Annotated in this window: 11 protein-coding genes, 1 tRNA gene and 1 pseudogene; 11 read left to right on the forward strand and 2 right to left on the reverse strand. The window is 42.6% G+C overall.

Features of this window, described 5'->3' with window-relative positions:
• Positions 1 to 207: 207 nt before the first annotated feature.
• The 3 genes from GKR41_RS03725 to GKR41_RS03735 all read left to right on the forward strand — a co-directional run bounded on the left by GKR41_RS03725 (position 208) and on the right by GKR41_RS03735 (position 2,518).
• Complete coding sequence (locus tag GKR41_RS03725) at positions 208 to 354, forward strand: hypothetical protein (protein ID WP_226809812.1); 147 nt, start codon at positions 208 to 210, stop codon at positions 352 to 354.
• A 165-nt stretch (positions 355 to 519) separates the two neighbouring features.
• Entirely contained in the window at positions 520 to 1,644 is a 1,125-nt protein-coding gene (locus GKR41_RS03730) for a biotin--[acetyl-CoA-carboxylase] ligase (RefSeq protein ID WP_226809813.1), read from the forward strand.
• Between the two features lie 52 nt (positions 1,645 to 1,696).
• Positions 1,697 to 2,518: a type III pantothenate kinase gene (locus tag GKR41_RS03735; RefSeq protein ID WP_226810260.1), complete on the forward strand. Its 822-nt coding sequence runs from the start codon at positions 1,697 to 1,699 to the stop codon at positions 2,516 to 2,518.
• A gap of 299 nt (positions 2,519 to 2,817) precedes the next feature.
• Here GKR41_RS03735 and GKR41_RS03740 read toward each other — a convergent pair whose 3' ends face one another.
• Positions 2,818 to 3,690: a ferritin family protein gene (locus tag GKR41_RS03740; protein WP_226809814.1), complete on the reverse strand. Its 873-nt coding sequence runs from the start codon at positions 3,688 to 3,690 to the stop codon at positions 2,818 to 2,820.
• Positions 3,691 to 4,695: 1,005 nt separating this feature from the next.
• On the opposite strand from GKR41_RS03740, the gene GKR41_RS03745 reads away from it, so the two are divergent.
• The 7 genes and pseudogenes from GKR41_RS03745 to bioD all read left to right on the forward strand — a co-directional run bounded on the left by GKR41_RS03745 (position 4,696) and on the right by bioD (position 13,540).
• Positions 4,696 to 4,953 (forward strand): BTH_I0359 family protein, encoded by a 258-nt coding sequence (locus GKR41_RS03745; protein WP_226809815.1) that lies wholly within the window; start codon positions 4,696 to 4,698, stop codon positions 4,951 to 4,953.
• Between the two features lie 1,362 nt (positions 4,954 to 6,315).
• Positions 6,316 to 6,543 (forward strand): annotated as a pseudogene (locus GKR41_RS03750) (HflX-like GTP-binding protein); the annotation flags it as partial.
• 224 nt (positions 6,544 to 6,767) lie between these two features.
• On the forward strand, positions 6,768 to 8,576 hold the full coding sequence (argS, locus tag GKR41_RS03755; RefSeq protein WP_226809816.1) for an arginine--tRNA ligase: 1,809 nt from the start codon (positions 6,768 to 6,770) through the stop codon (positions 8,574 to 8,576).
• 111 nt (positions 8,577 to 8,687) lie between these two features.
• Positions 8,688 to 9,464, forward strand: coding sequence for an SPOR domain-containing protein (locus tag GKR41_RS03760; RefSeq protein WP_226809817.1), 777 nt, complete (start codon positions 8,688 to 8,690; stop codon positions 9,462 to 9,464).
• Positions 9,465 to 9,571: 107 nt separating this feature from the next.
• The gene (locus tag GKR41_RS03765; RefSeq protein ID WP_226809818.1) at positions 9,572 to 10,195 is read left to right on the forward strand and encodes a thiol:disulfide interchange protein DsbA/DsbL; all 624 of its coding nucleotides are present in this window, start codon (positions 9,572 to 9,574) and stop codon (positions 10,193 to 10,195) included.
• 1,129 nt (positions 10,196 to 11,324) lie between these two features.
• Positions 11,325 to 12,692: an adenosylmethionine--8-amino-7-oxononanoate transaminase gene (gene bioA, locus GKR41_RS03770; RefSeq protein ID WP_226809819.1), complete on the forward strand. Its 1,368-nt coding sequence runs from the start codon at positions 11,325 to 11,327 to the stop codon at positions 12,690 to 12,692.
• A 110-nt stretch (positions 12,693 to 12,802) separates the two neighbouring features.
• Positions 12,803 to 13,540 (forward strand): dethiobiotin synthase, encoded by a 738-nt coding sequence (bioD, locus tag GKR41_RS03775; RefSeq protein ID WP_226809820.1) that lies wholly within the window; start codon positions 12,803 to 12,805, stop codon positions 13,538 to 13,540.
• Between the two features lie 947 nt (positions 13,541 to 14,487).
• On the opposite strand, the gene GKR41_RS03780 is transcribed toward bioD, so the two are convergent.
• Positions 14,488 to 14,563 (reverse strand) — tRNA-Ala (locus GKR41_RS03780).
• A gap of 1,323 nt (positions 14,564 to 15,886) precedes the next feature.
• Between GKR41_RS03780 and rsmI the strand changes: the two genes are divergently transcribed.
• Positions 15,887 to 16,771, forward strand: a complete 885-nt coding sequence (gene rsmI, locus GKR41_RS03785; RefSeq protein ID WP_226810261.1) for a 16S rRNA (cytidine(1402)-2'-O)-methyltransferase — start codon at positions 15,887 to 15,889, stop codon at positions 16,769 to 16,771.
• Positions 16,772 to 18,185: the final 1,414 nt, after the last annotated feature.

Genomic DNA, 18,185 nt, shown 5'->3' on the forward strand with positions numbered 1-18,185 from the left:
TATAAGGATGCTAAGTATCCTAGCGTTAGCGCCACAATTATTCCATCTAAATATAGCAAACTGAACAATTTGAATCATTCCCATGCCTTCTTGGTATATTCGGACGCTACCTAAAGCGGCATAATCTGATATATGGTCAAGACCATATATCAGAAATTTTAGTCAAGCTGAGACCGAGCGGGAAAAGCTATTCTTTATACTACACCCATGTACCGACGACAGGGTTTCCTAGACCGAATTAGCAATCAAGTACTACAGCACATCATCGTTAGTAAATATATCGCGTATCATGCCTGGATTGATTACCATGCCCTCGCCGACTTAGCAATCCGGCGGCGAAAATTGTTCTGTTAGCGACTATAAAAACCTCATGTTCTATTGGCATAGAACTAGTGCTGTTTAGCGACATTAATAGTAATTCAATGGGCAGTGCTTTTCACTACCCATTAGGTACAACAAGGTGTCAACTTTTGTATCATTGTATCGAAAGGCACAGCACAGCCTCACTACAATCTCAAAATGTCCTATCATTCTTCCTTCCAAGATCTGCCCAGCATCCCAGAAAAAACCGATGCTGGTTTTGAATCGCTTGCAGCAGTAGCTGATGGCATCGAATACAAACGGCTCCTCGAACTACTTGACCCACAGCCTTCGCGCTGGACACTCGAAGTAGTCTATGAGACCGGATCAACTAACGCGGATCTAGCTGCATGGCTAAAGTCAGCACGCTGGATACCGTTCGATCCTCGTGTACGCGTCGCCTATTCTCAAACGGCAGGACGAGGCCGGCATAGCCGGCCGTGGTTATCCACTCCCGGAAATGCTTTGCTGTTCTCGCTAGCTCACTTGATACCGCGCACTCCGAATCGACTCTCCGGTCTAAGCCTAGCTGTCGGCGCGACGATCGTAGAAGGGCTGCGCACCCTACCACTAGATGATAACCGACAGATTTTAATCAAGTGGCCAAATGACATCCTGTTAGATGGCGAGAAGCTGGCTGGAGTACTTGTGGAAACCGTATGGAGCACGCAAGACGCTACTGCACTCGTGGTCGGCGTGGGACTTAATATTAATAGCGCCGACAGTTTGGTGAAGCAAATTGAATCGTCACACGAAATATTACGCGCCGCTTCTCCACTTATGCCTAGCGCATTATCGAGCGCGTGGCCGCATGTCGCTCTGACCCCTGTACTTGGAGCGGTACTCAATGCGTTAGCGGTTGGATTGGAGCGCTTTGGCCAGCATGGCTTCGAGCCATTCCGTAATACCTGGATCTCCGTAAATGCCTATGTGGGCCAGGAGGTGGTCATTTTTGGACATAGAGGAGAAGTGGCGCGTGGTATTGTGTACGGCGTTGATGAAAAGGGACAACTGTTAATACGTACGCCTCAAGAAATCCGGGCGATTGCCACAGGAGATGTATCATTGAGGCTCTCCGAAAACATTCCTACGTCAGCGAAGCCGGTATCGAGTGCGTTTTCTTATGAAGAACGCCTCAATAAACTATCAATAGCCAATACCTCCGTAATAAAACGGTATTTACCTAATTGCCTACCGGGGATACGCCTGGATCCTACTCATCCGTCGCCGCGCTCTTCAAGCTCTAGCACGCAGCCAGCCGCTGAATGCTCGCATAAACAATAGCCGTACAACGACGACGCTAAATCCACTCATGATCGATCCCGACATTGCTGGCATGACCAGTTACCGCTTAGTGATCGATGCTGGCAATAGCCGCACTAAATGGGCTCTGGTATACGCTGATGGTAATTTACGGAAACTAGGTGTGTTCTCATATGAAAATGAGCAGGTCAACCTCCCGGCACGTGTGACAGGACTACTAGCAGTCGATTTTCCGGAGCCAGCCGATATCTGGATCTCTAACGCTGCTGGCCAGCACGTCGCCGCGCGTTTGTCGGAAATGCTTGATATAAGATGGCCGGACATTTCACGTACGACTATTATGTCGCGAGCAGCGCAGTGTGGGGTAAGGAATGGATATAGCGAACCAACACAACTTGGTACGGATCGGTGGGCCGGTATGATCGGAGCACGAGCAGCTTACCCGCATGAGCATCTACTGATCGTCACTCTCGGCACTGCAACGACAATCGAGGCACTACACGCCGACGGCATTTTTGTCGGTGGCCTGATTGCACCAGGATGGTCATTAATGATGCGCTCTCTCGGAGAACATACTGCGCAGTTGCCGACGCTGACACCGGCAGGCGCACGATCAGCTCTAGCCGGAAAGCTAGATCTAATGTTCGGTACGAACACACCAGCGTCTCTATCTACCGGATGTGCTCTTGCGCAAGCTAGCCTTATAGAACATGCTTATGTGAAATGGCGCGCTGAACTAGGTGGAGCGCCTGTACGTATGATTCTTGGCGGTGGCGGTGGAGACGTGGTGGCGAAAACGCTAACTATTCCACATACTCGTCACGAGCATTTAATATTATCTGGGCTCGCGCTGATTGCGCAGGATGAGGTAATAGCGCATAAGCACAGTTCTTGACACAGCACGACTTTATAGTAAAAACAAAATCGCAGATGATACTCTAGTTGATTATCAAGACCTAAGTGGACAGGCGATCGCCCCTATTATCAAGTGGCTGAGCCGAGGCATCGTTATTGACTCTTATTACTAAAGATGCGCCCAACGCGGGGGGGCGTTCTCTAAATATGTTGTGCCCGCACTACAAAATATCAAACACACCAACACACCATTAGTCAATAAAAGAGGCGAGCGAATAAGGTCCGGCGAGCAAGCAAGGTCTACCAACTCGACGAGTTTTCTCTTGAATTAACCTACGCCTATCTAGAGATTTCACGTATATCAGTATCGCTCTGCAGTTTTCTTGCTAACTCTTTTCGATAACGGTTTAATTCCTGTGCTGTTGTGAACGTGTGTCCGAATAGAAGTGAGAGATTGTGCAGAATAAGATCAATGACTTTTTTTTCCAACATATCGTCGAATTGTATCTGTTTATCCAACCAGCGCTCCAGCCATTCTGGGTCGGGAAGTCGTGATTGAACAGTGTCTCGTGGAAACAATTTCTGGTTTACATGAAGGTTTGTTGGGTGTAGTGGTTTCTCTGTACGTCGAGACGACGCCATCAGCACGCCGATCTTCGCGAATGCGACGTAAGCAGAGTCTCCAGATATAGTTAAGGCTTTCTTCATATATCGAAGGTAAGCGCCACCATGGCGAGCCTCGTCGCGTGATATTATCTCGTAGATGTGCTTGATAACAGGCTCTGTATGCCAAATGGCCGCACGGCGGTACCAATGGTTCAAGCGAATCTCGCCGCAAAAATGTAGCATAAGTGTTTCTAGTGGCGGCGCCGGGTCGAATGTAAAGCGTACTGCATGCAACTCCTGCTCGGTTGGTGCAAACTCTGGGCGGAAGCGTCGAAGATATTCCATCAATACTAAAGCATGCTTTTGTTCTTCAAAGAACCATATGCTCATAAATGCGCAGAAGTCACTGTCATTATAGTTATCGCGCAGAAACATTTCCGTTGCCGGTAATGCCGACCATTCGGTAATCGCATTCATCTTAATAGTATTTGCTTGTACGTCAGTAAGCTTTGATACAGTAAACTTACTCCATGGGATATCCTTTTCCATATCCCATCGCACCGCTTCTAGCGAACGGTATAGTTCTGGATAAAGCATGGTGTTCATAGTGCCACCCTATCAACCTAAAAGCATAGACTGCGTTGCACACTGTCGCATATATTATGACGTTTCATGGTTCGACCCAGTGAACAGATGCTGGATTTGAGTGTGGCATGCTCGGACCATAATATCTAATGGAGCACTTTTAAACTCATGCTAACACTTGCATTTGAACTATCGATAAAGCCTATTGGTAGGTAATCGTTCCGATAACTGAGTTGATAATGTATGCTTTATCAACAATAATCTGCATATGCTATAAAGCATAGCCGTCGTTCTAATATAGATACGTTGCGCTTCACGTACAACATGCGCAGGCTAAAAGATCGTTCATTAGGCACTCGTTTCAAATTTCGTCGCTGTTCGCAAGTATATAGGACACTGACAGTGTGGAGTAATGAACCAGTCTTGTATACACAACGTGTCAGGTTATATATTAGGTCTACTAGGTGGACACATACTATTTTTCATCAATCCAGATATTCGCAAAATCGATTAACCAAGATGATGAGGCGAAATCAGTATAAACTCAGCAAGAGTGCGTAAGACATTACATTCTACAGCTGCTACGCCCGGAAATAACAACTGTCGGCGTATTATCCATGACTCTCTCTTATATACATAATTATCTATTAGTCAGACTATCTCAACAAATCTAAACATTAATAAATCTAGTTTCTGTAGCACAAAGCTACCGGTTGAACTGTATCTAGTGCTTATGGATGCCGATAACGATGCACTATTTCTGGGCTAAGTATAGGCCATAATGAATTATCGCCTCAGAAAACACGGAAAAACGTAACGCAGACATTCTTATAGCTGTTACGGCACGCTATTTTCCATACTAGATATCCGAAACAGTAGAGTCGGATATCTAGTAGTTGAAAAACATATGTAACGTAATGTTACCTCATGCAATACCCTTTCCCAGTCGGCCCCTTGAATTTCTGACTAAATCTCTCCATTTACAACTCTAACCGTTGCAGAGCAACAGCATTGAGGAGTGTCGCCATGCAAATGATCTACAACAGCCCGAACTACTGCGTTGTCGAATTCGCCCCTCAAGCTGAGCACGGCACTATGCTGTCTGGCGGATTTGAGATTGTTGATAAAAATACGCAGCGCGAGATATTTATCGATGGCTCGATGGCAACGCGCTTTCGTGAGCACGTGCAACGGTTCATTCAAGATCAACCTTCACTAGAGGAAGTCGATGAATTCCTCGGGCAATTCAATTGCCTGATGAATCAACCTGTCTTGCTACATTAAGTTTTGATTTAATAGCCTCTATCTACGTACCAGCGAACTTCATACTTATCAAGTTTAATCAGCGCAAAATTTGTGTATTTTTTTCTATAAATACACATTGTCCGTCTTCTACCTTGGTTAGTGTGTTCTACTAGATGTCGTAATAGGCGATAATTCAGTAGTACAAGATGCTGAAATAATATATTGATTAGCTGTTCGCTACACTAGCTTTTAATCTTAATATCACTCTTCATAATAAGCCGCTGTCGATATACAGCCGTAGATCAGTAAACTAAAAAGTAGCACTAAGGTGGTGGGGCTCAAATAACTGAGCAAATTATCGGATGAGAAGGAGGCGGTAGTATAATTATGCTAGCTGCAAATAGACTGTTAGATTTACTCAAAAGACTTCTTCATGAAGAAAGATTTCATAATTGCAGGACGCTGGCGAGGTATTTTCTATTGCAATCTAACACATAGTAAGAAAATAGCTTAAGTAAGTTTTATCCAAATACATGCCGTGTAGATTTTCTAGACTATACAACTGCCTGTTACGTAGACGATAGATTTCCGAATCTAATAAGGAACGTTGACTTTATGAAAACACTAGACTTACCTGTATAAGTCTTCAAGCAACACGTGTCGATATGAGGTCTTATTAATCTGATTCTCGAAAATTAGAGAACACCCACTATATGACATACATCTATGTTAGAGAGATGCTATCAATATGAGTTGTTTGCTTCTGGCTTTCTATTAAATAATCGCATATCACGAATTATGTCAATAATATTATGTTTCTTGGGCAGTATGTGAATAAAAAGACTAAGTTGAGCTAGTCACGCTGATCCAAGATCAGATAATCTCAAACGAGACTCGTGAGGACTATAGTAAGTTTTTTAAACTTCGAGCATAAGAAAGTTACTCATAGAAATTTGGCCCGTCGAAGTAATCAATAATAGCAACGCGAGACTTATTGAAACCCATCATGGATATAAAAATATAGTCTAACCTAATATATAGATGCGTTCGCAGTCATAGCAGGAATCAATAATTAATACGGAAAAAGCAGTTTAAGCGGCATCATAGCAACCATAGCATGACATGCTAAGTATAGGCACCATTACTAACTGACTATTATCCATTCACCGATAACACACCAGCCACTAATATATGTCCTAATATCTAGCAATGTTTAAAATACTAATAATACTTGTTTTTGGCACTGTAAACAGGTACTTAAAGGGCGGCGTACTTCTATTAATCTGGGAGGGCGATGTAATTAGAATTTTTAGTGCTTGTATTACTTATCTTGCACAACGCATCACACTACTAACCGCAACTTGTTATATTTGATGCAGATAATTTAAGATATCTGCATATTTTATAGGCAGTGGAAAACTTAAAGAACTTCAATGCGGTATTCAAGATCATAATATAAAGATTGTTATCTTTAACCATACACTATCGCCCGCACAGCAGCGCAATCTAGAATACGCGCTAGAGCGACGTGTCGTTGATCGTACCAGCCTGATTCTTGATATCTTTGCGCAACGCGCGCGTAGTTATGAGGGTAAGTTACAAGTAGAACTAGCGCAGCTATTATATATTTAATCACACTGAACTAAGGGTGATTGAGATCATAGCTTTTTATTCGCTTTATCGAAAGCAAAAGAATGCAACATCGCATGTTTAATACACTAACTAGAAAGGCACCCTATTTAGAATTTTAATACCCGCTTAAATGTATTAATCTTGCTTTAGGCGTGTTCTAGAAATAGTCGGATACCATTTAACCAGGCCGCCCGTTTTGATAACTGACGATATTTTATTCCATGCTACCCGCACAGAAACACATCATTACATTAATCCTGGAAGATGCTATTGCTGAAGTTGCCAAGACGTTGTCAGTAGCCAGCGCTGCGGCATTTATGCCACAGATCATTACGTTGCATCGACCCAGGATTAGTGCACATGGTGATATCGCGTCAAACTTAGCCATGCAGCTAGCTAAATCTCTAGGTGAGAGTCCGCGCGTGCTGGCGCAACAACTAGCTGAAGCTGCTCTTGCGCACTCACTTGCTCCGGGGCTAATTTCCAGTGCAGAAGTTGCCGGCTTAGGTTTTCTAAATTTTCGACTAACTGACGCCGCAAAACAGCAGACTGTGCATGCGGTACTAGCAAAACGCGAGCTCTTTGGATTTGCTCCGCCAGGCAGGCATGGGCATGGCAAACAGGTACTCATTGAATTTGTGTCGGCTAATCCAACTGGGCCGTTGCACGTAGGCCACGGCCGCCAGGCAGTGCTTGGCGACGTACTAAGCAGACTGATGCAAACACAGGGCTGGACCGTGCATCGCGAGTTCTACTATAATGACTCTGGTACTCAGATCAACACGCTTACACTCTCGGTACAAGCACGCGGGCGCGGATTGAAGCCAGGCGATACACAGTGGCCAGAAACAGCCTACAATGGCGACTACATCGCTGACATCGCCCTCGACTACATTACCGGAAAAACGGTGTTAGCAAGCGACGGATCACCTGTAACAGGTGCTGGAGATATCGACGATCTTGATGAGATTCGGCGATTTTCTGTAACTTACCTGCGGCATGAGCAAGACATAGATTTAAAGGCATTCGGCGTTAAGTTTGACCAATACTATCTTGAGTCGTCTTTATATAAAGAAGGTCGAGTCGAGCGAGCGGTTCAAGCACTAATCGATTCCGGTAAAACCTATGAAGATGATGGCGCGCTATGGCTACGCACTACGGACTATGGTGATGATAAAAACCGAGTAATGCGCAAGAAGGATGGTACTTATACTTATTTCGTACCTGACATCGTCTATCACGTCACAAAGTGGGAGCGTGGTTTTACGAAAGTAATCAACATACAGGGTTCGGATCATCATGGGACAATCTCTCGTGTGCGTGCTGGCCTGCAAGCGCTAGATATCGGAATTCCTAGTGGATATCCAGAATATGTGCTACATAAAATGGTCACTGTCATGCGTGCTGGCAAGGAGATTAAGATATCTAAGCGAGCAGGCAGCTACGTAACTGTCAGAGACCTAATCGTATGGTCCAATGGAAACCATCCTGCCCAGTTTACCTCTACGCCGAGTACAAAGCAGTTGGATAGCCCCTTACTTCGTAGGGGTCGAGATGCGGTACGATTCTTCCTGATTTCGCGCAAGGCTGATACCGAATTTACATTCGATATTAACCTTGCGCTGAAACAGAACGAAGAAAATCCAGTGTATTATATACAGTATGCCCATGCTCGAATCTGCTCGATTTTAGCAGAGTTACGTACACGCTATGTGGATGATCCCAAAGACTGGTCGCAGATTACTTTAACACCGCTAAATAGTAAGCGATCTAAATCGCTACTGCAGAAACTCTCTGAATATCCGCAGATATTAGAAGATGCAACAAACGAACTCGCTCCTCATATGGTCGCGTTTTATCTGCGTGATCTGGCAGGAGAATTTCATTCGTTTTACAACGATCGGAGTGAGCGGGTGCTCGTAGATGATATGCGCGAACGCTTAGCCAGGGCTGCACTGTTGTCTGCAACACGACAGGTGTTAGCTAACGGGCTATCGATAATCGGAGTATCAGCACCAGAAAAGATGTAGGAAATAGCATATGACGTGGAGATTATATAATGAACTCCACATAGTTAGGGGAAGGTAGCCGCGATGGTAGCATAACGGGTGCGGTTTGATACAATATGGTTAATCAATACAATGGAAAAGTCACGACAATCCTCCTTGCAAGATCAAAGGGGGTGTAGCGGTATATTTTTCGGAATCGTGTTTGGATTAATCATTGGACTGGCAATCGCGATTGTAATAGCACTATACCTCAGAGAGGCGCCGACGCCGTTCTTATCTAAGGGTAATATACCCGAATCAACGTTCAGTACAGTAAATAATAGTGGATCGTTTAATCTGAATAGATTATTAGATAATAATCTATTCAGCCAAGAAAAAACTTCTTCCACCGCTTTTCCTATACCAAATATAGTGCCAAGTGAGATAGAGACATCATCTCCTTTGACAAGCGTGCTTCCGGAAGAACCACAGATTATCGAAATTCCGTCCACGACTAGCGTTACCACAGTCACAGAACAGCCTAAACCAGAGAAATCTTTGAAACGAGATGAGACACAGGCATCTGATCTTGTTTCGTCTAGTTGCATCGGCAATAAGCCGACTTTTATTGCGTTAGCTAAACCCTCTGCTGTCCCACAAAATCTAGACAGCTCGAGTAATGTCAACACTGCCTATTTTCTACAAGTCGGCGCGTACCAAACGAAACAGGATGCAGAGCAAAAGCGTGCAGAGCTAGAGCTACAACGATTCGAGTCTAAGATTACTCAGCGCAACGTTGGAGAAGTCGTATACTACCGCGTTCGAATTGGTCCATTCTCAAGTTTTGAGGATGAAGATATGAACAACTTGCATCACCGTCTATCCGTCGCGGGTATCGATACCATCGTAATCCGCGTTGCGAAACAATAGACTTATATCCGGAATTATATGAGTACGTCGGACTCTCTTAACATTTCACGCCTGTTTTTCTTGCTAGGCTACTCCCGCTATCTATGAAAAAAATTTTCGGTATTGTTTTGCTCATAGTCGCCTCTGCCACCTATTCAACCTTATTTGTCCAAGCATCAATTCTGTCGCCAGTCGCTGGGAGGGACTATACGATACTTCCGAAATCTCAGCTAGTAAAGGCCCAAGATGGCAAGGTGGAAGTAATAGAATTTATGTGGTATAGCTGCCCGTATTGTGGAGAGTTAGAGTCATATCTTGAAAAGTGGAAAGCTAAAAAAAGCGAAAACATTGCGTTTAGACGCGTACCAATTACGTTGAGTAATCAGTTTATTCCACATTCAAAGATGTTGCTTGCGCTTAATATCCTTGGTTTGTGTGATAGACTCACACCGGAGATTTTTGAGGAAATTCGCCTCGGTAGAAACCGACTGCTGAACTTAAATGAGCAGGTAAATTTCTTAGTTAAGAAGGGCGTAGATAAGAGAAAATATCTTGATGCATATCATTCATTTCTTGTCGAAATCGAAATAAAACGCACATCTCAGATGGTACAGAACTATAAAATTGATAGCGTACCAACGATAGTCGTTCAAGGAACATACCAAATCAGCCCAGCGATGACTAACAGTTTAGAAGACACTATTCAAGTTCTTGAATATTTAGTGAGAAAAGTAGTCGAAAAAAAGATGTAGTGTACAGGCAATCAATTGTTCAAAAGTTGTAGTTGCTATTAAAGTTAGTGGGAATGCTGATTAAGGTATGTTTAAGGGCACGTATAAACATTCGCACTTTGAATGAAGTGTATATATATTATATTAACTATCTTTTCGGAGACTCACTTGCGATAAATTTATAATTACTTACGTAATTACCCAAACGATATAGCAGTTGTCAAATGATTACTATCTATTAGTTGATCTGTTTCTGAAATTATAACATAAGATTAGCATTAGCGAAGCGTAACCAACAACTGGGGGCGACAGTATAGACTAAGCCCGCCCATACCAACAGCTTGTGAAACTTTAAAAAGATGTCGAGCTCCGCGGGACCTCGGGTATATTTCTTAGTAGACTGGTCAAGCAAAATACCTGGACTCAAACATTAAGATGGATAAATTTCAATCCTACATGCCCCAAACTTATTGGAAAATCTCCTAGAAAAGTGTTTATATAAAGTGCCAGAGCTATTAACATGATTAATTAAGTTACTCTAAGTAATTTACTGGTAAATTACTTAGAGTAACTCGAGGATACTATAATCGATAACTCGCTCGAGCATCCGCGATACGCTATTTTAGATTCGCCGTAAATTATCTAGAAACTGGCTGCTTGAATACAAGCTTTCTATATATAGCAGTACTGTGTGTCTACTTTTATCATAGTTTCCTAACTAAAATAGCTTTTCTTGCACCACTACAATTTACGGCGAAGATATACGGCGTTTACGTAGCTGATATGGCATATATAAAATTTGTGGATTAGCCTAATATTAGGCTAATCATTATTATCACTGGCATGCGAGATTATGCTGGAGCTTGGACTAATTTTCAGTGATCAGTAATACATATAGACATATAGAAGTACGACTGCCGCAGCCTCTACTTAAAAGGTAGATTTGTATGTAAATACATGCATATTCATATAAACCATACCAAGCCTCATGTTTATAGTCGAGTAATGTGTGGTGATTAGTTAAGGAGCCTATAAATATCTGTCGATTTAACAAGTTTTATAAACATAATCACGATCTATACTAGATGCACTCAATAGATAGTGCTGATTCCTCTTTTAGCTGTTAACTAAAGTTTGAGAATATATATAAATGTATTCTTTAAAAAATAATTCATCTGAACTGATTGCGCGCAGCTTACGCGCAGTGTGGCATCCTTGCACGCAAATGAAAAGCCACGAGAAATTACCATTAATCGCCATTGCACGGGGCGCTGGAGCATGGCTTTACGATCGAGATGGAAAACGCTACCTAGACGCAATTAGTTCGTGGTGGGTTAACCTTTTTGGACACGCTAATACTTATATCAACGATGCATTAAAAGTCCAACTGGACACACTTGAACATGCGATGCTTGCCGGCTGCACGCATGAGCCAGCGGTTGAGTTAGCCGAACGTTTATCGACGTTGACTGATCGGGTTCTTGGCCATGCATTTTTTGCGTCCGATGGAGCATCAGCAGTGGAAATTGCACTGAAAATGAGCTTTCACTTCTGGCGCAACAGCCACCTCAATCAGAAACGCGAGTTTGTCTGTGTTGCTAACGGCTATCATGGCGAAACAATTGGTGCATTAGGTGTTACTGACATTGCGTTATTCAGGGATGCGTACCATCCAATAATCCGTGCCGCACACGTGGTTTCCTCACCAGACATGCGTCAAGTGCGTACTGGCGAACAGGCGGCGGATGTAGTGACTCGAGCATTGGATGACGTCAGGCGGCTATTTATTGAGCGCGCCGAAAAAATTTCTGCGTTGATCGTTGAGCCGCTAGTGCAGTGCTCCACTGGTTTCGCGATGCATGATCCCTCATATCTAACGGGATTACGCATATTATGCAATGAATATGACGTACATTGGATTGCCGATGAGATTGCGGTTGGTTGTGGTCGCACTGGAACGTTTTTTGCCTGCGAGCAAGCACGCGTATGGCCTGATTTTCTATGTCTCTCTAAGGGTATTAGTGGGGGCTACTTGCCACTGTCTATCGTGCTTACGCGCGATGTAATATACACCGCGTTCTACAGCGACGAAATAACGCATAGCTTCCTACACTCGCACTCATATACCGGAAATCCGCTCGCCTGCCGTGCGGGTCTAGCCACGCTCGAGTTATTTGATGCATATGATGTATTGGCACAGAACCGCATCACGTCAAACACACTAAGCATGTTGCTTGAACCGCTACGCAATCATCCATTCGTACAACACCTACGACGGTGTGGCACGATATTCGCATTTGACGTATCGTTGCCTAACGCACTAGCACCTCTCTTCTCTCGGCGTTTCTTCGAATGCGCACTCGCGAACGAGATACTGCTGCGCCCGATCGGTACTACCGTCTACCTAATGCCGCCTTATATATTAAAGGAAGATGAACAAGTGCTGCTCACTACGCGCTTATATGAAACACTAACGACAGTTCTCGCTGAGTTAGGTAAACATACAGTCAGGATCTAGCATCATAGCCTTAACCGGTAGTCCACTTCTGTTAGGATATATTATATTAACGTGCGGTTCGAGGTTAATTTAGACACTTGCTGCGACTCGGGATCTTAGGGGATACCACAATGAAAGCGCTTTCGCTATTCGTTACCGGAACTGATACTGGAATCGGCAAGACGTTTGTCTCATGTGCACTATTGCGCAGCTTTTGCGCACGGGATCAGCGAGTTGTAGCTCTCAAGCCGATTGCCGCTGGCGCGAAACTGCATAACGGGGTTTGGCTAAACGAAGATACGGAGCTTTTACTAGATGAGTCTAATGTTACGCTCCAGCCACATCTAATCACGCCTTATTTGCTGCGAGAACCAGTAGCGCCACATATCGGAGCCGCACATCAAGGTCTTCCGATAGATATCAGCTATATTCAATCGTGTTATCACGACGCTGCACAGCTTGCTGATGTAGTGATTGTTGAAGGCGTGGGTGGTGTGTGTGTACCGATAGATGAGATGAAGGATACATCTGACATCGCAATTATGCTTAAATTACCAATTTTATTGGTTGTTGGATTGCGATTAGGGTGTATTAATCATGCACTGCTTAGTGCTGAAGCAATTGCGACACGTGGCCTCACATTAGCGGGATGGATTGCTAATGTAGTTGACCCATATATGACATGCTCTGCTGAGAATATTGAGGCAGTTCGACAACGCTTTGATCGACAGTATAGTGCACCGCTGCTCGGTATAATTCCACGCCTTGATGGAAATCGTTCCGATAAAACGGCATCATACCTTGATATTGACACATTGCTTAAGCGTCTCCGATACTTACATGCGCATCAGTCTAATCCTTTTCGATAAATCTCGTCTCGTTGGTAAGTTTTTATGCAAATAAACCACGGTATTCATACATGTAAATTTGATCAGATTCTGTGACTAAGCGAGGCAACCCCTATATTGTTATATAAGGCAGTATTAAGTGCGCTGCGCATAGTTAGACATGCACTTGAATGAAAATCCGGATAAAGTCTTGGAGATAACTTGCGATATTAAAGAAATCTAGCTTTAGATCTACGCCACAATAAATCTAATTAACGATAAGTGATCTGAGGCTGCTATTCGGGTTACTACCCGACCGGATGTGGAGTGTGGGATGTGGAGTGTGTATACACGTAGATTACCGCACTGCATTGAAGTCCCCGGACTAATACATATCCGATAATAGTAAACTACTAGTTTCGCAATTTTATTAGAAGTACAAAATGGCATTCAAATACACAGCGCTATTACTGGAGCTAATTACACTAACTAGATTTACTATCCAGAGGAAATGCTGTAGCTATTCCAAATAAAAATCGAGGTGCACTCATTTTATCTTATACATGCATATTTTAAGCTAAACTCATGACTTTATGCGATCTATTGCAGTCGTCAGAATCTACGAGTCATGTGCTAGGAAACGATTAGAGATAGCAATTACTCCCTATAATTTTCATATATTAGGACCATATAAAGTAGTAGAAGTAATTATTAGCAATATATCTTTTGCTAAAGCATTGCAAGATTATCAGTCGCTTAATAATACAGAAAAGTTATATAGCTAATAAATATTAGGCACTATATTTACGATGGATGATATTAGATAATCACATGCTCATCGCTTAGCTTCTATTACTATCGCAGTGAACCTTTTGCGCAGTAGTTTGATTAGCTAGAGATTAACAGAACCTTAGAGCCAGCGCGGTATCTAAATTACAAATTGGCTTAGTGCAAAATTTATTAAAGATAATTTATTTCTGTGTAGTTTTTGGTGGAGCGGAAGAGGATTGAACTCTCGACCTTCGCATTGCGAACGCGACGCTCTCCCAGCTGAGCTACCGCCCCAATTAAGTATTAAATTATAGCAGTAATATAGACATAGACTTGTGAAAGTAAGTCGTTTCCCGCTACTTCTGCAATCCATGCCAATAATCTAACCTACTAACACTTATTTAGTGATCTTACTTGGTGATCTTACTTTACCGAGGGTATGCTAATATTTAGTAGCTAGATCTTGATCAAGCGATGATAAGTCTGATTCTCTCAGAAGAGCTCCGTCTAGATCTTATCTAGTCACAATTTTGTGTTCGGAAACTACACTGTACAGTGGATACCCGCGACTCTATCAGCGCCTTCGTATCTACAAACCTCACATACTGAAAAAGTTTCACGACCCTCCTTATGCCAGTTATACGACTGACAGCGCCCAACCCTTATTACCCTTGGAAATCGTCACTAAGTTTATTTGATAAACAATACCGAACTTTATAGTTTATTTATAATAATTTGTAAAATATTTTTTTCTGAGCAACTCAGCTTATATCTTGTTACTAATATATATCCTGGCGCATGAAGAAAATGAACTCACGAGCTCCATTACTAGTTCGACGGTTATAGACTGTCTAATTAACATAGGTAGTTTCCGGAAATGAATTTTTAATGCGATTTCATACCTTAAGTTGAATCTCTCGGTCTTCTTTTTAAGCTAAAAATGTTCTAGATCGACGGCTATTAGTATGCCGCCAGCAACGGCCTCTAGAAATCATCAGCCGAAGTTATTAAGCGACGAAGAAAAGATTACAGCTAGACGCGCTTGCATAAGAGTTGTATAAGCGCGTCTAGCTGTTATCGACAGGCTCTCCATTATTTCATTAATCTTTTTTGCAAAAAAGATTATGCTAATTTTAGTTCCAATAATGATAGGTAGTGAGCACCTTCAACCCGGGAATTTAAGCTTGACATTGCCGAAATATATAAATATAGATGTCAATACTAGTTAGGTATTTACTATTGCCCAGATCAATAATAAGGGGAACGAGGGCCAGTAGTCATATCAACAAGTATATAAACAGAGCGGCGCGTATCTGATGAATTATTCAAACAAATCTTCCCTGATACATATCGGGGGTCTTTAGACAAAGTGTAACTCTATATGCTTAACATATATTATGTGTCACCAACATTAATGCGAGGTACCTTAAATAATGTACTAATCCTATAGTCTCAAAATATAACTATCGAGCTCTTTAGCACCGAACAGCATGAACAATAGTCTACCACATTGGATACTGGTATTGCCTGATAAAAAATGCTCAGTCTTCATATTACGTCGTAGCAAATATTTGTTGTTTATCGCTTTTTCTGAGATGTTTATTGATTAATTCTTTCATGCTTACTGAGAACCAGAACTATCCGGCATCAGCTCTTTATGTGACAGCAACACCGATTGGCAACTTCTCAGACATCACTATTCGTGCATTACACGTGCTGGCGCTAGTAGACCGAATTGCAGCAGAAGATACGCGACACACAGCACAACTGCTTGCACGTTACAAAATCGCGCGTCCATTACTGGCTCTTCATAAACATAACGAATGCAAAGCTGCACAGCGTATCGTTGATTTCCTGCATATGGGCGAGCGTATAGCATATGTGTCCGATGCAGGAACGCCCGGTATCTCAGATCCAGGGGCACGACTAGTTGATGCGGTACGCAGTGAAAGACTACAAGTGATTCCAATACCTGGCGCCAGTGCAATCACCGCTGCGCTGAGTGTAACTGGCAATTGGGCCAGTACGTTTACATTCGCCGGCTTTTTACCGACCAAGCCGAAGCAGCGGACTGCTCAGCTCCAGGTACTAGCGTCTCGAGAGGAAGCACTAGTTTTTTGTGAGGCACCGCACCGCGCGCTTCAGACCGTAAGCGCATTAGCTGACACGTTTGGCCCATCTCGTCGAATATTAATCGGTCGAGAAATGACCAAGCTACACGAAAGCCTACATCAGTGTATCCTTTCGGAAGGAAAGGAATGGCTAGCCATGGATCCGAATCGACTTCGAGGGGAGTTCATACTTATAGTTGAAGGTGCTGCTACATCCATGCAGCGTATTTCTCATCAGCATGATGCCATACTAATAGCGTGCCTAGATGAAGTTCCACTTAGAACCGCAGTAAAATTAGCAGTTACGCTCACAGGCGTATCACATAGTAAGATTTATTCACGCGCATTAGAATTGAAAAAAGATAAATCGAGCCCAAGAAAACATGATTGAGACAGAGTATTGTTCCAATCACCCGCTGTCTAGGTTATCTAGACGATATTAATAATTCCACTACCTAGGAATATTCTCAGCTGAAAGTAGTTACGGAATTTTAGTACTGTCCTTATGTGTGATAAGTAAGAGCATAAAAAAATAATAGTGTATTTGGTGCCCCCCCCCTAATTGCAGGAAACTACGTTAAGGTGGTATTTAGTTTGATTGCGTTAATAGACACGTTTAGATAATCCTACTGATTATCTAAACTCATTGTTAATAGCTTTTACAATTGGCTCCATCGTATATCTACGCTATGAAAATGGTGATACAAATACTCCATACGCCCAGTCAATTAGGATTTTATGATTAAACCATTATTATTATGATCTTTGATCAATAGATAATATTCTCAATAGTTAGCATGATTGAAAATCATGCTAACTAGACTAGGCTGCGAACTAAATATACAAAAATAGTACATACTATAATCCGCTGGATTTTGTCTTAACTCGTAGCGCAAGTACTCTTGCTTGGGACTAAGCTATGCTCTAAATTAGATGCTTTATGCTCAGCTGGATAAACGTATTGAATGAACTTTTAGTCTGAAATTACTACATTTTGTATAAAGCGTTACTATTAAATAGTACTTTTTTATTTTTTGTATAGAGAGAGAATACCAAACAATACTTCTTAACCTCCAGAATAACTCTGTCGTCAGGCTCAATTCGTACAATTCTTGTAGTGCTTTACTGAAAGTTATACAGATGCACAGTTGAAATATACAGACTACAATATTGTTTATACTAATTAAACACTTGGTACGCTCCCGAACTCGATGTAAGTCATGCTGACTCCATTGCTAATTTTATGAAAAACTGTTCGCTTTTTGTATGTGAACAGACGATGCACACTGATATTATCGACCCCCCCGGGGGGGAATTTAAAGTTAATTCAAGCGCAGGTGAAAAAGCATAGCGTAAACGTAAAAAAGTATTGTTGACGCATAGACATATTGATCACTGCGCATGCGCGGATGCATTAGCGATTTATTATAGTACACCGATCGAGGGGAGGGCGAATCCGGATGAGCAATTCTAGCTATTATTGCTTCCACAACAGAACACGATTTTAGATCTTCCCAAACAAAATTCGCTCCAGATCGGTGGCTACGCTGGTAACACTGTGCAGTTTGGTAATGAAATACTGGAGGTTATTCACTGCCTGGAACATACTCCCAGACACGTAATTTTTTAGTCGAAATGGTCGACTTGCTTTAGTTGGAAACGTACTATTTGTGGGGTCAATTTTAGGCGAACAGATTTCTCATATAGCAGTCATATAAATCTTATCTCGTCGATTTAAAAGAATCTATGGCCTCTTGGGGGGGGGGCGATGTGCGCTTCGTCCCCGGACATGTCTCCAATGTCAA

This window comes from Candidatus Vallotia laricis, assembly GCF_020541325.1.
Taxonomy (GTDB): Bacteria; Pseudomonadota; Gammaproteobacteria; order Burkholderiales; family Burkholderiaceae; genus Mycetohabitans; species Mycetohabitans laricis.